Source organism: Roseovarius sp. THAF27 (genome assembly GCF_009363655.1).
In the GTDB taxonomy this organism is placed as follows: Bacteria; Pseudomonadota; Alphaproteobacteria; order Rhodobacterales; family Rhodobacteraceae; genus Roseovarius.
The window spans coordinates 3706154-3720796 of the sequence record NZ_CP045393.1 but is presented as its reverse complement, the minus strand read 5'-3'; the positions used below and the strand labels follow the sequence as shown (position 1 = coordinate 3720796).

Annotated in this window: 14 protein-coding genes; 5 read left to right on the top strand and 9 right to left on the bottom strand. The window is 65.9% G+C overall.

Annotated elements, in window-relative coordinates; translation table 11 throughout:
- Window positions 1-162 precede the first annotated feature (162 nt).
- Complete coding sequence (locus FIU89_RS18435; protein WP_254701733.1) at window positions 163-2205, top strand: lytic transglycosylase domain-containing protein; 2043 nt, start codon at window positions 163-165, stop codon at window positions 2203-2205.
- A gap of 51 nt (window positions 2206-2256) precedes the next feature.
- Here the strand turns inward: FIU89_RS18435 and FIU89_RS18430 are convergent, their stop codons facing one another.
- From FIU89_RS18430 to mnmD, 4 genes are all read right to left on the bottom strand, one after another.
- Window positions 2257-2727 (bottom strand): copper chaperone PCu(A)C, encoded by a 471-nt coding sequence (locus FIU89_RS18430; protein WP_152493944.1) that lies wholly within the window; start codon window positions 2725-2727, stop codon window positions 2257-2259.
- Window positions 2728-2859: 132 nt separating this feature from the next.
- Window positions 2860-3225, bottom strand: a complete 366-nt coding sequence (locus FIU89_RS18425; protein WP_152493943.1) for a hypothetical protein — start codon at window positions 3223-3225, stop codon at window positions 2860-2862.
- Window positions 3226-3407: 182 nt separating this feature from the next.
- The gene (locus FIU89_RS18420; RefSeq protein ID WP_152493942.1) at window positions 3408-4274 is read right to left on the bottom strand and encodes a DMT family transporter; all 867 of its coding nucleotides are present in this window, start codon (window positions 4272-4274) and stop codon (window positions 3408-3410) included.
- Between the two features lie 2 nt (window positions 4275-4276).
- Window positions 4277-4945, bottom strand: coding sequence for a tRNA (5-methylaminomethyl-2-thiouridine)(34)-methyltransferase MnmD (gene mnmD, locus FIU89_RS18415; protein ID WP_152493941.1), 669 nt, complete (start codon window positions 4943-4945; stop codon window positions 4277-4279).
- Between the two features lie 61 nt (window positions 4946-5006).
- Between mnmD and FIU89_RS18410 the strand changes: the two genes are divergently transcribed.
- Window positions 5007-6050: an FAD-binding oxidoreductase gene (locus FIU89_RS18410; RefSeq protein ID WP_152493940.1), complete on the top strand. Its 1044-nt coding sequence runs from the start codon at window positions 5007-5009 to the stop codon at window positions 6048-6050.
- On the opposite strand, the gene FIU89_RS18405 is transcribed toward FIU89_RS18410, so the two are convergent.
- A complete protein-coding gene (locus tag FIU89_RS18405; RefSeq protein ID WP_152493939.1) occupies window positions 6051-6839 on the bottom strand; it encodes a MaoC family dehydratase N-terminal domain-containing protein in 789 nt (262 codons plus the stop codon). It lies immediately after the preceding gene.
- A gap of 79 nt (window positions 6840-6918) precedes the next feature.
- Here FIU89_RS18405 and FIU89_RS18400 point away from each other — a divergent pair, with 79 nt between their 5' ends.
- The gene (locus tag FIU89_RS18400; protein WP_152493938.1) at window positions 6919-7317 is read left to right on the top strand and encodes a VOC family protein; all 399 of its coding nucleotides are present in this window, start codon (window positions 6919-6921) and stop codon (window positions 7315-7317) included.
- 4 nt (window positions 7318-7321) lie between these two features.
- Here FIU89_RS18400 and amrB read toward each other — a convergent pair whose 3' ends face one another.
- Window positions 7322-8704 (bottom strand): AmmeMemoRadiSam system protein B, encoded by a 1383-nt coding sequence (amrB, locus tag FIU89_RS18395; RefSeq protein WP_152493937.1) that lies wholly within the window; start codon window positions 8702-8704, stop codon window positions 7322-7324.
- A gap of 55 nt (window positions 8705-8759) precedes the next feature.
- Between amrB and amrS the strand changes: the two genes are divergently transcribed.
- Window positions 8760-9821, top strand: coding sequence for an AmmeMemoRadiSam system radical SAM enzyme (amrS, locus tag FIU89_RS18390; protein WP_216647038.1), 1062 nt, complete (start codon window positions 8760-8762; stop codon window positions 9819-9821).
- A 63-nt stretch (window positions 9822-9884) separates the two neighbouring features.
- Here the strand turns inward: amrS and FIU89_RS18385 are convergent, their stop codons facing one another.
- On the bottom strand, window positions 9885-10790 hold the full coding sequence (locus FIU89_RS18385; protein ID WP_152493935.1) for a LysR family transcriptional regulator: 906 nt from the start codon (window positions 10788-10790) through the stop codon (window positions 9885-9887).
- A 291-nt stretch (window positions 10791-11081) separates the two neighbouring features.
- Between FIU89_RS18385 and FIU89_RS18380 the strand changes: the two genes are divergently transcribed.
- Window positions 11082-11474: a DUF4399 domain-containing protein gene (locus FIU89_RS18380; protein ID WP_254701890.1), complete on the top strand. Its 393-nt coding sequence runs from the start codon at window positions 11082-11084 to the stop codon at window positions 11472-11474.
- A 6-nt stretch (window positions 11475-11480) separates the two neighbouring features.
- Here FIU89_RS18380 and FIU89_RS18375 read toward each other — a convergent pair whose 3' ends face one another.
- Together FIU89_RS18375 and FIU89_RS18370 are read right to left on the bottom strand one after the other, a co-directional pair.
- Window positions 11481-12416 (bottom strand): zinc transporter ZntB, encoded by a 936-nt coding sequence (locus FIU89_RS18375; protein ID WP_152493933.1) that lies wholly within the window; start codon window positions 12414-12416, stop codon window positions 11481-11483.
- Between the two features lie 39 nt (window positions 12417-12455).
- The gene (locus FIU89_RS18370) at window positions 12456-14483 is read right to left on the bottom strand and encodes an NADPH-dependent 2,4-dienoyl-CoA reductase (RefSeq protein WP_152493932.1); all 2028 of its coding nucleotides are present in this window, start codon (window positions 14481-14483) and stop codon (window positions 12456-12458) included.
- Window positions 14484-14643: the final 160 nt, after the last annotated feature.

Sequence of the window (14643 nt, the reverse complement as noted above, 5' to 3'; positions counted from 1 at the left end):
CTCCTCTTTATGTCTTAGCCCCAAGGGCTGGTGGATGACCGCGGTGGAACACGCAATCGTGCCGCGGCGTTGCCCAGCTTGTGAATGGACGATCCGTCCCCTTGAAACTAGGCTGGCTGTGTCTATCGTCGCTGGCCCGGGAAAATGCAAGTGATGTTCAGCGTGCAAAGACTTGTCGTGGCCTTGATGGCCCTCCTGTGGCCATGGCTTGCCATGGCCCAGACTGAAGCCGTGAGCGAGGCGACTGCGTCGTTGGACGCCGGGGGCGGCCAGGGCGCGGAAGAGACCGTCATGGTGGCACCGGCGCCGCGTGTCCCGCCGCGTCCCTTGTCGAGCGCCTTCGATGCGATGCTGGCGGGGCGTTGGACAACCGCGATGCATCTGGCCGAGCGGGCGGGACCCGGGGCGGTGACGTTGATCGAATGGCACCGGCTGCGGGCGGGCGAAGGCACGCCCGACGACATCCTGACCTTTCTTGCCGACCACCCGGACTGGCCGGGGCTGGATTACCTCCACAAGCAGGCCGAGGGCGCGATGATCGGCGCCAGCCCCGACGAGATCATTGCCTTTTACGAGGACCGGGTGCCGCAATCGGGCCTGGGCACGCTGTCCTATGCGCGTGCGCTGCAGGAGGGCGACCGACCGGGCGATGCAGAGGTCGCGATGGTGCTGGGATGGCGGACGCTGGATTTGTCCACGGCCGAGCATCACGCCTTCATCCGGGCGCGACCGGAACTGCTGGAGCCCCATCACGCGGCGCGGCTGGACATGGCCCTGTGGCGGGGCCTGCGGGACGTGGAGCAGATGCTGCCGCTGGTCGATGAGGTCACGCGCGATATCGCCCAGACCCGGTTGATGATCGAGGCCGATGCCGACGGCGCCGACAAGCGACTTGACCTGTTGCCCGAGGCGGCCCGCTCGGACCCGCACATCGCCTACGCCCTGTTCAACCGCCACATTCGCAAGAACCGGGCCGATGACGCGATCAAGCTGATCCTTCGTCAAAGCCGTCTGGAAGGAAACGGGTTGGGCGATGCCGAGCGTTGGGCGGGCTGGCGGAGGGAACTGGCCCGGGACAGGATGCGCGACGGTGCCGCGCGCACGGCCTATGACCTGGCGTCGGTGCACGGTCTGGTCGAAGGATCGCATTTCGCGGACCTCGAGTGGCTGGCGGGCTTCATCGCGCTGACGGACCTCAACGATCCCGAGCTGGCGGTATTCCACTTCGAGCGGTTCATGGATGCGGTCGAGACGCCGATCTCGTTGGGCCGGGCCGGGTACTGGCTGGGCCGCGCCCAGGAGGCCGCCGGCAACGAGGCCGCGGCCGAGATCGCCTACGAGTTCGGGGCACTGCACCAGACCAGCTTTTACGGGCTGCTGGCCGCCGAGCGGGGCGGCTTTCCGTTCGACCGGGCGCTTATGGGGCGTCAGAGCTTTCCCGACTGGCGTGAAGCGGAGTTCGCGCGGGGTGAAGTGTTCCAGGCCGGGGTTCTGGCGCTGGCCAACGGGCGGGTCTCGCTGGCCGAGCAGTTCTTCAAGCATCTGGCGGGCACACTTGACCTGGAGCCTCTGCGACAGCTGGGACAGGCGATGCACGATTTGGGCTCGCCGCACCTGCAGGTGATGGTGGGTAAGGCGGCGGCGCAACGGGGAATCACGCTGCCCGCCCCCTATTATCCGCTGCACCCGATGCACGAACTCGACCTGCCGGTCCCGATGGAACTGGCGCTTGCGATCGCCCGGCGCGAAAGCGAGTTCGACCAGAACGTCGCCAGCGGCGCGGGTGCGATGGGGTTGATGCAGCTGATGCCGGGTACCGCCGCCGAGGTGGCGCGGCGGCTGGGCGAGACCGATCATACACGGTCGCGTGTCTTCGACGACTGGGCCTATAACGCGCGCCTTGGGTCTGCCTACCTGGCGCAGATGGCGGCACAGTTCGATGGCAATGTCATCATGATGTCGGCGGCCTACAACGCAGGGCCTGCACGACCACCGAGCTGGATGACGCGGTTCGGCGACCCGCGCCAGGAGGGCGGGGACATCATCGACTGGATCGAGCATATTCCCTTCAACGAGACGCGGAATTACGTGATGCGCGTGGCCGAGAGCCTGCCGGTCTACCGGGCGCGGCTGGGCAAGGAGCCGCACCCGGTGCGTTTTTCGCAGGAACTTGTCGGCAGCACGTTGAAGCCGACCGTGGACTGACCAAGGAATGCGGTGCGGGCGGAATGCCGCCCGCACGGCGTGCCGCGACGGTCAGTGGTTGGAATGGTCCATGCTTTCGCCGTCTTCGGGGCGGGTTTCAACGTTGAACGTGACCTCGATCTCGCCCGCGTTCTCGAACACCAGCGTAGCGGGAATTTTCTGGCCTTCCTCAAGCTGCGACGAGAGGCCCATGAACATCACGTGATAGCCGCCCGGTGCCAGCTTGACCGATTCACCGGCCGGGATGGGCAACTTTTCGACATGCATCATCTTGGCGACGCCGTCGGTTTCCTCGGTCGTGTGGATCTCGACCTTGGGGAAATCGGCGCGCACCTCGAGCAGCACGTCGTCGATGTCGCCGGTATTGGTGATCATCAGAAACCCCGCGCCGGCCTTGGCCATCTTGGGTGTCTCGAATGCCATGGGGTGCATGATTTCCAGATCGCCCACGGTGTAGTCATGCGCGGTGGCGATGCCGGCCGACAGGATGAGGGCGGATGCGAGGGTAAGAAGGGCTTTCATGTCAGTCTCCTGTACGATGGCGACGCGGGCGACAGGCCCCGTGCCGGATTTGGAATGGGACCGCGCCAGGCAGAGGCCCGCCTGCGTCGATGTTCTTGGGAAGTGGAATGCGGGCGGTTGGCCCGCGCGGGATCAGGCCCGAAGGGGCGGGGCGCGGGCGGCGTTCTGAACCGGAGCGCCGGGTACGGGCTGAGACGCGCCGGTCTGCGCAAGGGCGAGCGCGGATGGCACCTGAAGCGGTGTCGGCAGGGGCTGGTCCACGGTCAGGTCGAAGGCCGTCACGCCGAAGAACGGGCAGGGATCGGCCAGCAATCCGGTTTCGCCGTCGTTCTCCACCGGCAGGCCGGTTTCCATCGAGACATAGACGATCTGCCCGCCAGAGCAGAGCGCCATCACCCCCGGTTCCGGCGCGGCGAGGATCGTGGGCTGGGCCACGACGCGGAATGCGATGAACAGCGCCAAGACCAGCGTGAACGCCGCCTTGCAGATCGCTGTCATGTGTCGCGCCGAGCGCATGGATGAGACCCCTCGTCTTTCAGACGTTTGATACATCGTCGGCCTGCTACGGGAAAGCCCGGTAAAATGCCGCACTGGAGCGTTTCCGGGGCAGTCTGGAACATGCATCGCTTTTTGCGTCTCAAGAAGAAGTGAAAAGCGATTCGATATGTCCCGGAAATGCTTTAGCCGCGCAGCCGCTGGCGCCAGAGGGTGAACAGCCCGGCGGCCACGATCAGCCCGGCGCCAAGAGCCACGTTGCTGCGGATCGTCTCGGAAAAGAAAAGGATACCGATGGTGCTGGCAAAGACCAGTTGCAGGTAGGCGAAGGGCTGCACGGCGCTCGCCTCGGCGACCTCGTAGCATTTGATCAGCGTGTAGTGCCCCGCCGCGCCGGTGACGCAAAGCGCGGCCATCCAGAGCCAATTATAGGCCGACATCGGCTCCCAGAACCACAGGCCGACGGCGGTCATGGCGACCGAGCCCACGGTGCCGGTCCAGAAAAAGCTGGTGGCGGCGCTGTCGCGGCGGCCGACGTAACGGGTCAGCAGGCCGTAGAGTGCGAACATCAGAGCGGCGATCAGCGGCACGACGGCCTCGGGCTGGAACACGCCGAAACCCGGTTGCAGGATGATGATGACGCCGACGAAGCCCACCCCGATCGCCGCCCAGCGGCGCCAGCCGACGCTTTCGCCCAGCACCGGGCCGGAGAGGGCGGCGATCAGCAGCGGGTAGCAGGCGAAGACGGCGTGGCTTTCGACCAGCCCCAATAGGGTAAAGCCGAAGATCATCACGCAGATCTCGGCCACCAGCAGCACGGCGCGAAAGCCCTGCACCAAAGGCTGATCGGTGCGGGCGGCGGCGCGAAGGCCGCCGGCGGTGCGGCTGGCCACGGTCATCACGAAGGCCGCGAAGAACCAGTAGCGGATCATCACGATCATCAGCACGTTGTATTCCCGCGCGAGATATTGCGAGATGCCGTCCTGCACCGCGAAGATGAAGGTCGTCGTCACCATCATCAGGATGCCGAGGCGGGTGTTCTGCTCTGCCATGGTCAGGTCTTTCTTGCGCGGGTCATGTGCCGCTTTCGCCCGTATCCCGGAACGCGGGCGACTTCAAACCCGGCGGCCTGCAATCCGCGCCGGACGAAGCCCGCCGCGGTATAGGTTGCCGCGGTGCCGCCCGGTGCGGTGTGCCGGCCCACGTGGCGCATCAGGGCCTCTTCCCAAAGCTCGGGGTTCTTGGCGGGGGAGAATCCGTCGAGGAACCAGGCGTCGGCCATTCCGTCCCAGGCGGGCAGGGTGGCGCGGGCGTCGCCCTGGATGACGCTCAGAATGAAATCGGGGCCGGTCAGAGGGTCGATGAAGGGACCGCCGCGTTCCAGTTCGAGCGCTTCGACCGGCAGGTCGGGAAAGACCGAGAGGGCGCGCGCGATCTGGGCGGGGTCCATCGGAAACGCCTCGAAGCTGGTGAAATGCAAGGTGCCGGAAACCTCTGCTGCGCGCCAAGCCTGTAGTGCGGTCAGGAAGTTCAGCCCGGTGCCGAAGCCGAGTTCGGCCACATGAAACCCGTCGCGGAACCGGGCCGGCAGGTCGTTGCCACCAAGAAAAACGTGGCGCGTTTCGGCCAGGCCGTTTTCAAGGCTGAAATACGGGTCGTCGAACCGGGTGGCGACGGGCACGTCGCCCTCGCGCCATTCCAGTTCTGGCTGCTGGTCCTGCATCGCGCCTTCCGGTAGTCAGGGAAAATCCCGGCGACCATGCCGCCGGGCAGGGGAAATGACAATGGCAGACGTCACCATCTACGGCGCCGGGATCTTCGGCCTCTCCATCGCTTTCGCGTGCCAGTCGGCGGGGGCGAAGGTGCGGGTGATCGACCCCGGCGGCGTGGGCGCGGGGGCGTCGGGCGGCGTGGTGGGCGCATTGGCACCGCACGTGCCCGAGAACTGGAACGATAAGAAAGCGTTCCAGCTGGACAGCCTGCTGATGGCAGAGGCGTTCTGGGCCGAGGTGGCGGAGGTCTCTGGCCTGCCGCCGGGCTATGCCCGGACGGGTCGCGTGCAGCCGGTGGCGGACGAGGCGGGCTTTGCGCTGGCGCAGCAGCGGGAGGTCACGGCGCGCGAACTGTGGGGGGACGCCGCGACGTGGCAGGTGGTCGAGGCGGATACGCTGGCCCATGCGCCGGTCACGCCGACGGGCCTCTTGATCCTCGACACGCTGTCGGCGCGGTTGCATCCTCGCGAAGGGGCCAGGGCGCTGGCGGCGGCCATCGTGACCCGTGGTGGAGAGATCGTGGCCGAGGGCAAGCCGCAGGGCCGCGTGGTTCATGCGACGGGGGTCGCGGGGTTGACCGAGTTGTCGGAGAGGCTCGCGGCGCCGGTGGGCAACGGCGTCAAGGGACAGGGCGCGGTGCTGGATTTCGCGGCGCCGGACGCGCCACAGGTCTTTGCCGACGCGCTGCACGTGATCTTTCATCGCAACGGGACGACGGCTGTCGGATCGACCTCGGAACGGGAGTATGCCAGCGCGACCGAAACGGATGCGCAACTGGACGAGGTTCTGGACCGCGCGCGCATTGCGGTGCCGGCGCTGCGAGACGCGAAGGTGATCGAACGGTGGGCCGGGGTGCGGCCCCGGGCGCGGTCGCGGGCGCCGATGCTGGGCGTGCATCCGCTTTACCCCGGCCAGTTCATCGCCAATGGTGGCTTCAAGATCGGGTTCGGCATGGCGCCGAAAGTGGCGCAGGTGATGGCCGACCTTGTGCTGGACGGGCGGGACGAGATCCCGGCGGCGTTAAGGCCCGAGGCGTCTTTGCCGAAAACCGGCTGATCATCCTGCCTGCGCGGACATGCATTGCCGCCCGTCGGGGCCGCGCACCCAGCAGATGCCGTTCTCGGTCCAGCAGATCGTTGCGACCTCGTGGTCCATCAGCGGGCTGGTCGCACGGAAGCTGAAGCGTTTGAGGCCGCCAAGTTCGGAATCGGCCATCTGCATCAGGTGATGCGCCAGAAGCGGTCCGTGGACGACAAGGCCGTCATAGCCTTCGACTTGTCGGGCATAGTTTTCGTCGTAGTGGATGCGATGGCCGTTGAAGGTGAGCGCGGAGTAGCGGAAGAGGAGCGTGCTGTCGAAACTGACCGTGTGGGTCTTCACCGCGCCGTCGGGGGCAGGGGGCGGTTCGGGTTTCCGGCCGCCAGCGTCCTCGCGATAGACGAGGTCCTGATGCTCGGTGATGCAGCAGGTGTCGCCTTGCCAGATTTCGTGGCGTAAGGTGACGAAGGCCAGCGGGCCGCTGCGGCCCTGCTTGTGTTCGGCCTTTTCGCGGGTGGTGCGGCGCGAGGCGGGCTGGCCCGCGCGGAAGGGGGCGTGGAATTCAAGCTGCCCGCCCGCCCACATGCGCCGGGGCAGGCCCATGTCGGGAATGACCCCGACCAGTTTCGGGTGTCCGTCACGCCCCAGGTCGGCGGGCACCTGCGGGTCCCAGAAATAGACCTGGTGGAAGAACGGCGGCAGGGCGTCGCCTGCCTCTATGGTGGGAGTCTCGCCCAACGTCGCCTGAAGCGCGCGGGCGCGGGCCGGGTCGATGGCGTCGTGAAGGGTCTGGGTGACGTCTGTCATCTTGGACTGATCTCGGGTTTTGGTGTATGTCTATGATGCCGATACGCGAGATGACAATGCTAGCGAAGAGTACGTGCTCATGCCGACCCGCCTGACATCGCTGGATCACCTGGTGCTGACCGTGGCGGATGTCGATGCGACGGTGACCTTTTACACGGATGTCCTGGGAATGACGGCCGAGGCATTCACCCCTGCTGACGGGACTCGACGGTGGGCGCTGAAATTCGGGGCACAGAAGATCAACCTGCACAAGGCGGGTGCGGAGTTCGAGCCGAAGGCGGCGCATCCCGCGCCCGGCACGGCGGACCTTTGTTTCCTGAGCGATGCGCCGGTGGCGGACTGGCAGGACCATCTCGCCGCGCAAGGCGTGACGGTCGAGGAAGGGCCGGTGCCGCGCACCGGGGCGACGGGGCCGCTGACCTCGATCTACGTGCGCGACCCGGATGGCAACCTGATCGAGATTTCCAACGCCGATTGAGCGCCTAGTCCGGTTCGGCGAAGCTTTCGGCGCAGAAGCGGTGGATTTCCAGCGTGTCGCTCCAGTGATCCTTGGGCAGGCCCGCCTTGACCTTCAATGCTCTCAGGAATTCGGCGGGGTCGGGCAGGCTTTCCCACACCATTGGCAGAAAGACGCCGCGCTTGCCCCTGTCGCGCAGGATCAGGCCGTCGCGGTGCGGTGTCAGTTGCGACAGAAGGTCAGCCTGATTCGCGAAGGTCATCGGCGCGGAGGGTGACAGGACGGCGATCTTGAGGCGCAGACCGGGGACATCGTCGGCGCTCAGGGGCTTGAAGCGCGGATCGTCGGAGGCGGATTTGACCGTGTTCTCGGAGACGTCGCGGACCAGCGGTTGATGCGCGGCAAGCGAGCCGATGCAGCCGCGCAGGCGGCCATCCCTTTGCAGGGTGATGAAGCTGGCGGCGTGCCCGCGCAGCGCCTGTGGAAAGCTTGTGTCATCGAGCGTGGGCGGCTTGCCGAGCCTGGTGAAGGAGACGAGCGTTTGCCGCGCGGCCTTGAGCAGCATCTCACGGTGGCGCGGGATGATGATCTCGTCGGTGGTATCGAAAAGTGCCCAGGCGCCGTAGCCCACGGTGCGCGACGTGTCGCCGGTGACATCGGCGCTGGACGCCATGGCCAGCCGGACAACGCGCAGGCCCGCGCCCGTGGCCGAGGCGAGAAACCCCGTGATGGCGGCGGCACCGCAGGCGTGGCGCGGGGTGAGGATCGTGCCCTTGGACGTTTCCAGCAGCTTGGCCGTCTCGGCATCCTTGGCATCCGCCACGTCGCGGCTCAGGAAGTGGCTGAGGTCGCTGGACAGGACAAAGAGCGGCTGGCCTTGAGCGGCGAGGTGGTCGATGGCCGCCGCCACCTGATCCTGCGTCGCGTTGCCGATGACGAGCGGGACCACCCTGGCGCGGGGATGCAGGCGGTGCAGGAAGGCAAGCTGCGTCTCGATCCCGTGCTCGCGGTCATGTGCGGCGTCCTCGACATGGGCCAGCCCTGCCTGAACGAGGCTGTTGGTGACGGATCGGTCGATCATCACGTCGAAACCGGGCATGGCGTAGCCCTTTTGCGAGGGCAGGGAGATGCCGTCGAACGAATGGGCATGAGAGGGCGACAGAATGACGATGGTCGCAGGCTGTCCTCGGGCGGTGGCCCGCCATGCGGCGCCGGTCAGCCAGCCGGAAAAGCGATAGCCCGCGTGTGGCGAGATAATTGCGCGGGGCACCGAGCCCTCTGGCCGCCAACCGCTGGCGCCACGGGTGATGCAGCTTTCGGCCTCGGACCAGAGCACGTCCGGCTGGGCCGGGTAGAAGGTTCCGGCGACGGCGGGCTGGCGCATGAGGGGGTCGGGTTCACTATTCATTTCGCGATCGCATGCCTTATCTTTCAGGCAAGATCATGGAGGAAAAACACCGACGATGCACCCCGCGCGATTCTGGGAGACTGAAAGCGACGGCAGGCTGCGCTGCACCCTGTGCCCGCGCTTCTGCACCTTGCGGGACGGGCAACGCGGCATGTGTTTCGTTCGTATGCGGCAGGACGACCGGATGGTGCTGGACACCTACGGGCGCTCGACCGGGTTCTGCATCGACCCGATCGAAAAGAAACCGCTGAATCACTTCCTGCCCGGTACGCCGGTGCTGAGCTTCGGCACGGCGGGGTGCAACCTGGCGTGCAAATTCTGCCAGAATCACGAGATCTCGAAGAGCCGCGAGGTCGACAGCCTGGCGCATGAGGCGGCGCCGGAAAGGATTGCCGAGGTAGCGCGGGCGCAGGGCTGTGCGTCGGTTGCGTTTACCTACAATGACCCGGTGATCTTTCACGAATACGCGCTGGACACCGCCGCCGCCTGCCGCGAGGCCGGCGTGAAAAGCGTGGCGGTGACGGCGGGGTATATCTGCGACGCGCCACGGGCAGAGTTCTTTGGTGCGATGGATGCGGCGAATATCGACCTGAAAGGCTTTACCGAAGGGTTTTATCGCAAGCTGACCGGATCGGAGATCGCGCCGGTGCTGGAGACGATCGCCTACGCCGTGAACGAGACCGATTGCTGGGTCGAACTGACGACGCTGCTGATCCCGGGCGAGAACGACGGCACGGCGGAGCTGGAGGTGCTGTCGGCCTGGGTGATGGAGACCTGCGGGCCGGACGTGCCGCTGCACTTCACCGCCTTTCATCCCGATCACCGGATGCTGTCCCACGAGCGCACGCCGCTGGAGACGCTGCTGCGGGCGCGTCGGGTGGCGCGGCAGGCGGGGCTGCGGCATGTCTATATCGGCAACGTGCATCATCCCGACGCGCAGTCGAGCTACTGCGACGGGTGCGGGGATCGCGTGATCGGACGGGACTGGTACGCGCTGTCGGAGTGGAAGCTGGACGATTTCGGCGCGTGCGTTGCTTGCGGCACGCCTTTTCCCGGTGTGATCGACGGCCCGCCGGGCGACTGGGGGCGCAAGCGGCGGCCATTGCGCATGGCGTGAGAACGCGAAAAAGCCCCGGGCGGCGCGCCACCCGGGGTCAGGCCTGACAGGCGGAGGAAAATCTTACCAGTCCGTCGGACCCTTCTCGGCGAAGGCGTGGACAAGGAAGTCGATGAAAGCGCGCACCTTGGGCTGCGTGAAACGGCCCGGAGGATAGACTGCATAGATGCCCTGGGTTTCCATCGGCAGGTCCGGGATGACATCGACCACTTTTCCGTCCTTCATCGCGTTGGCGTAAAGGAAACTGGGCAGGTAAGCGATGCCGAGGCCCGAAATGGCGGCATTGAGCAGCGACTGGCCGTCATTGACCGAAAGACCGCCGGCGGTGCGCACCTGGCGCTTTTCGCCCGAGGGAGCGGTCAGCTTCCAGACCGACCCGTTGGACTGGCTGGAATAGTGCAGGAGCTTGTGTTCGTTGAGTTCATCGATCTTGCCGGGTTGACCGTATTTTTGCAGGTAAGCGGGGCTGGCGATCATGCGCTTGGTGGTCTCGGTCAGCTTGCGGGCGCGCAGCGTGCTGTCTTCGAGCTCGCCGATGCGGATGGCCATGTCGAAGCCTTCGGAAATCAATTCCACGTAGCGGTTGTTGAGCACCATGTTGACCGTGATGTCCGGGAAATCGTCGAGAAACTGGCCGAGAATCGGGCTGAGGTGATTCACGCCGAAATCGGTCGCCACGGAAATGCGCAGAAGGCCCGAGGGATCGGACTGCATCGAACTGACCAGCGCGTCCGCCTCGCCCGCGTCGTTCAGGACACGCAGGGCGCGGTCGTAATACGCCAGACCGATCTCGGTCGGGCTGACCCGGCGGGTGGTCCGGTTCAGCAGACGCGCACCCAGACGGGCTTCGAGAGACGAGACGTGCTTGGAGACGGCGGACTTGGAAATACCCATTTTGCGGGCAGCGTCCGTGAACCCACCCTGGTCCACGACGGTCGCAAAGGCCTCCATTTCGGTAAGGCGATCCATTCTCGATACCCTCGTCATTTCTTGTTGGGGTCAAGCTATCGCCGTAAATTCAGGCACAACTGCGGCGCGAGCCAGACAATATCTTGGTTTTGTGGTGCATCGTTCGTGGCCCGGAAACAGCTTTCATGCCGCCGACCGGGGCCAAGGGCCTTGTCTTGCCGCCCGTGAGGTCCATCTTCAGCACCGTCGCAGGGCCGTTCTGGAGACGCGGCATCTGCGGGACCTGAACTAGGGAGAGCTCGCATGAAACTTCTTACGAAATCCTTCGCCATCCTGGCGGTGACAGCCTCGATGGCCTTTGCCGAACGGACCGCCGCGCCCGAAGGTGCAGAGGTCTATTTCGTCAACCTTGAAGACGGCGCCACCGTATCCGCGCCGGTGAAGGTCGTCTTCGGCCTGAGCGGCATGGGCGTGGCGCCGGCCGGCACCGAAAAGGAGCATACCGGACATCACCACATCCTGATCGACCGCGCGCCTCTCGGCGAAGGCCCCGATGGCGAGGAAGAGCTGCAAAACGCGATCCCGTCGGATGACAACCACATGCATTTCGGTGGCGGTCAGACCGAGGTGGAGCTGGACCTGGAGCCGGGCGAACACACGCTGCAACTGGTGCTGGGTGACATGAACCACGTACCGCACGACCCGCCGGTGACGTCCGACCAGATCACTATCACGATCGAATAGGCGCGCTCAGATCCATTTCAGCTTTCGCAGGATCCAGATCGCGCCAAAGGTCAGGACAACCAGCCCGATACACAGGGCCGCGAAAGCCCAGGGGGTGTCCACACCGGGCATCCCCGCCACGTTCACGCCGAACAGTCCGGTGATGAACCCCAGCGGCAGGAACACGGCCGCGACGATCGACAGGATATAGCCGTTGCGGTTCTGCCGCTGGTCGGCCTGCGTGGCGTGGTGGTCCTGCACGGCCTCCATGCGCCCGATCATCGACTCCAATTCCTCGACCGCCAGCTTGGCGAGGTTGCCCAATTCGCGCAGGCGGGCACGGGCATCGGAGGTAACAAGCTCGCTGTCGGTGCCGACAAGCGCGATCAGCGCGTCGCGCTGCGGGGCAAGGTAGCGGCGCAGGCGGATCGCCATGCGTTGTTCTTCGGCCAGATCCTCTGGCGGGTCTTCGTCGTCGTCCTCGACGCTGTCTTCCATGTCGTCCACGCGGCGGCTGAGGTCGAATACTGTGTCCTGCACCCGTGTCATCAGCCGCTGCGCAAGGTCGTGGACAAAGGCGATGGGGCTGGCGGGGGCGGTGCCGGCGGCCATGTCCTCGCGGATGGCGTCGATGGCAAAGACCCGGCGCTTGCGCACCGTGACGACCAGGCGCTCGGTCACCCACATGCGCACTGCAACCATCTGATCGGCGGGGCCGTCGGCATTCAGGTTCACGCCGCGCAGGTTCAGCATCAGCCCGTCGCCGTAGCGGTCGCAGCGCGGTCGGGTTTCGGCGGCCAGAAGTGCCGTAGCCGGAATGGCGGGAACATGCGCCTCTAGCCACTCGGGAAGATCGGATTCGGCAAGGTCGAAATGCCACCAGGCATAACCCTCGTCCGGGCCGTTTTCAGAGGCCGGGCGGGCGGTGCCATCAGGGGCGATATCGAAGGCGCAAACGGGCATGGCGCGAAACTAGGGCGGTGCCGGGGTGCGGGCAAGAGACTATAGCGCCGCCGCCAGACGCGTGCCCTGATCGATGGCGCGCTTGGCGTCAAGCTCCGCCGCGACGTCCGCGCCGCCGATGACGTGACAGGTCATGCCCCTGGCCTCGAGCGCGTCGACAAGGCTGCGTTCGCTGACCTGTCCGGCACAAAGCACGATGGTGTCCACCTCGAGCGTGCGCGGGTTTTCGCGGCCTTCGCCGTTGGAGACCACGAGGCCCGCAGGTTCGATGCGCTCGTAGGTGACCCCGCCGACCATCTCGACATCCTTCATCCGGAGCGACGCGCGGTGAATCCAGCCCGTCGTCTTGCCGAGCCGCTTGCCCACACGCTCGGACTTGCGCTGCAGGAGCGTGACGGCGCGGGAGGGCGCATCGGGCTGCGGGCCTTCGGGGGCCAGCCCGCCGGGGGTCTGAGCCGGGTCGCCGACGCCCCATTCCTCTTTCCATTCCTCGAGGTTCTCGGTCGGGCTCTCGCCTTCGTGGACAAGGAATTCGGCCACATCGAAGCCGATGCCGCCTGCGCCGATTATGGCCACGCGCTTGCCCGCTGGCTTCTTGTGCTTGAGCACGTCGATATAGCTGAGGGTATTGTCACCCTCCTGGCCTTCGATTTCGGGGTCGCGCGGCAGGACGCCGGTGGCGATGACCACCTCGTCGAAGCCGTTGAGGTCGTCGGCCTGCACGTCATGGCCCAGTGTCACGGTCACGCCGGTTTCCTTCAGCATGGTGTCGTACCAGTCGACAAGGCCGAAGAATTCCTCCTTGCCGGGAATCTGCTTGGCCATGTTGAGCTGTCCGCCGATCTGCGTGTCGCGGTCGAAGAGCGTCACGTCATGGCCGCGCTGCGCCGCGGTGATCGCGGTGGAGAGGCCTGCGGGACCAGCGCCGACCACGGCCACGGTCCTGGGCGTGTCGGTGGGTGTGATCGGCAATTCCGTTTCATAGCAGGCGCGGGGATTCACGAGGCACGTGGAAATCTTGCCCGAGAAGGTATGGTCGAGGCAGGCCTGATTGCAGGCGATGCAGGGCGCGATTGTGTCGGGCCGGCCCTCTATTGCCTTCTTGACGAACTCTGCATCCGCGAGGAAGGGGCGGGCCATCGACACCATGTCGGCGCAGCCATCGGCCAGCACGTCCTCGGCCACTTGCGGCGTGTTGATCCGGTTCGAGGTGATGACCGGGATGCCCACGTGGCCCATCAGCTTTTTCGTGACCCAGGTGAAGGCCGCGCGGGGGACGGAGGTGACGATCGTGGGCACACGCGACTCGTGCCAGCCGATGCCGGTGTTGATGATGCTGGCCCCGGCCTTTTCGACCTCCTTGGCCAGTTGCACCACCTCGTCGAATGTCGAGCCTTCGGGTACGAGGTCGATCATCGACAGGCGGTAGATCAGGATGAAATCGGGGCCGACGGCCTCGCGCACCCGGCGCACGATTTCCAGCGGCAGGCGCATCCGGTTCTCGTAGGAGCCGCCCCAGCGGTCCTCGCGTTTGTTGGTGTGGCGCACGAGAAACTGGTTGATGAAATAGCCCTCGGAGCCCATGATCTCGACCCCGTCATAGCCCGCCTCGCGGGCGTGGGCGGCGGCGGTGACGATGTCGGCGATCTGTTTCTCGATGCCGTCCTCGTCCAGCTCCTTGGGCGGGAAGGGCGAGATGGGCGACTTGATCGGCGAGGGGGCGACGCATTCCTTGCCGTAGGCGTAGCGGCCCGCGTGCAGGATCTGCATGGCGATAAGGCCGCCGGCCTCGTGCACCCGGTCGGTGACCACCTTGTGGTTGGCGATGTCCTGCTCGTTGAAGAGCCCCGCCGCGCCGGGAAAGACGCCGCCCTCGCGGTTGGGCGCCATGCCGCCGGTGACCATCAGGGAGACCCCGCCGCGGGCGCGCGTGGCATAGAATTCCGCCACCCGGTTCCAGTCCTTGGTCTCTTCCAGCCCGGTATGCATCGAGCCCATCAGCACGCGGTTCTTCAGCGTGACGTGGCCCAGATCGAGCGGGGCGAGCAGGTGCGGGTATTGGGTCATGTGCGGCCTCCCGGGGAACGTTCGGATCAAAACGTAGGGTGACGCGCACCATGGTCACGTCAGCCGCGATTGTCACGCCCGACGCTGCGTTAAGAGGCGGGACGGGTCACCCGGTTGTGATGCAGGGTGCGGGGGAGGATGGTTGACGACGGCGTGCGAT

Coding starts and splice junctions, on each gene's coding strand:
- FIU89_RS18420 (WP_152493942.1), bottom strand. CDS start 4,274: ATGGCAGAGCAGAACACCCGCCTCGGCATCCTGATGATGGTGACGACG.
- FIU89_RS18400 (WP_152493938.1), top strand. CDS start 6,919: ATGCCGACCCGCCTGACATCGCTGGATCACCTGGTGCTGACCGTGGCG.
- amrS (WP_216647038.1), top strand. CDS start 8,760: ATGCACCCCGCGCGATTCTGGGAGACTGAAAGCGACGGCAGGCTGCGC.
- FIU89_RS18385 (WP_152493935.1), bottom strand. CDS start 10,790: ATGGATCGCCTTACCGAAATGGAGGCCTTTGCGACCGTCGTGGACCAG.
- FIU89_RS18405 (WP_152493939.1), bottom strand. CDS start 6,839: ATGACAGACGTCACCCAGACCCTTCACGACGCCATCGACCCGGCCCGC.
- FIU89_RS18380 (WP_254701890.1), top strand. CDS start 11,082: ATGGCCTTTGCCGAACGGACCGCCGCGCCCGAAGGTGCAGAGGTCTAT.
- FIU89_RS18375 (WP_152493933.1), bottom strand. CDS start 12,416: ATGCCCGTTTGCGCCTTCGATATCGCCCCTGATGGCACCGCCCGCCCG.
- FIU89_RS18370 (WP_152493932.1), bottom strand. CDS start 14,483: ATGACCCAATACCCGCACCTGCTCGCCCCGCTCGATCTGGGCCACGTC.
- FIU89_RS18410 (WP_152493940.1), top strand. CDS start 5,007: ATGGCAGACGTCACCATCTACGGCGCCGGGATCTTCGGCCTCTCCATC.
- amrB (WP_152493937.1), bottom strand. CDS start 8,704: ATGAATAGTGAACCCGACCCCCTCATGCGCCAGCCCGCCGTCGCCGGA.
- FIU89_RS18430 (WP_152493944.1), bottom strand. CDS start 2,727: ATGAAAGCCCTTCTTACCCTCGCATCCGCCCTCATCCTGTCGGCCGGC.
- mnmD (WP_152493941.1), bottom strand. CDS start 4,945: ATGCAGGACCAGCAGCCAGAACTGGAATGGCGCGAGGGCGACGTGCCC.
- FIU89_RS18425 (WP_152493943.1), bottom strand. CDS start 3,225: ATGACAGCGATCTGCAAGGCGGCGTTCACGCTGGTCTTGGCGCTGTTC.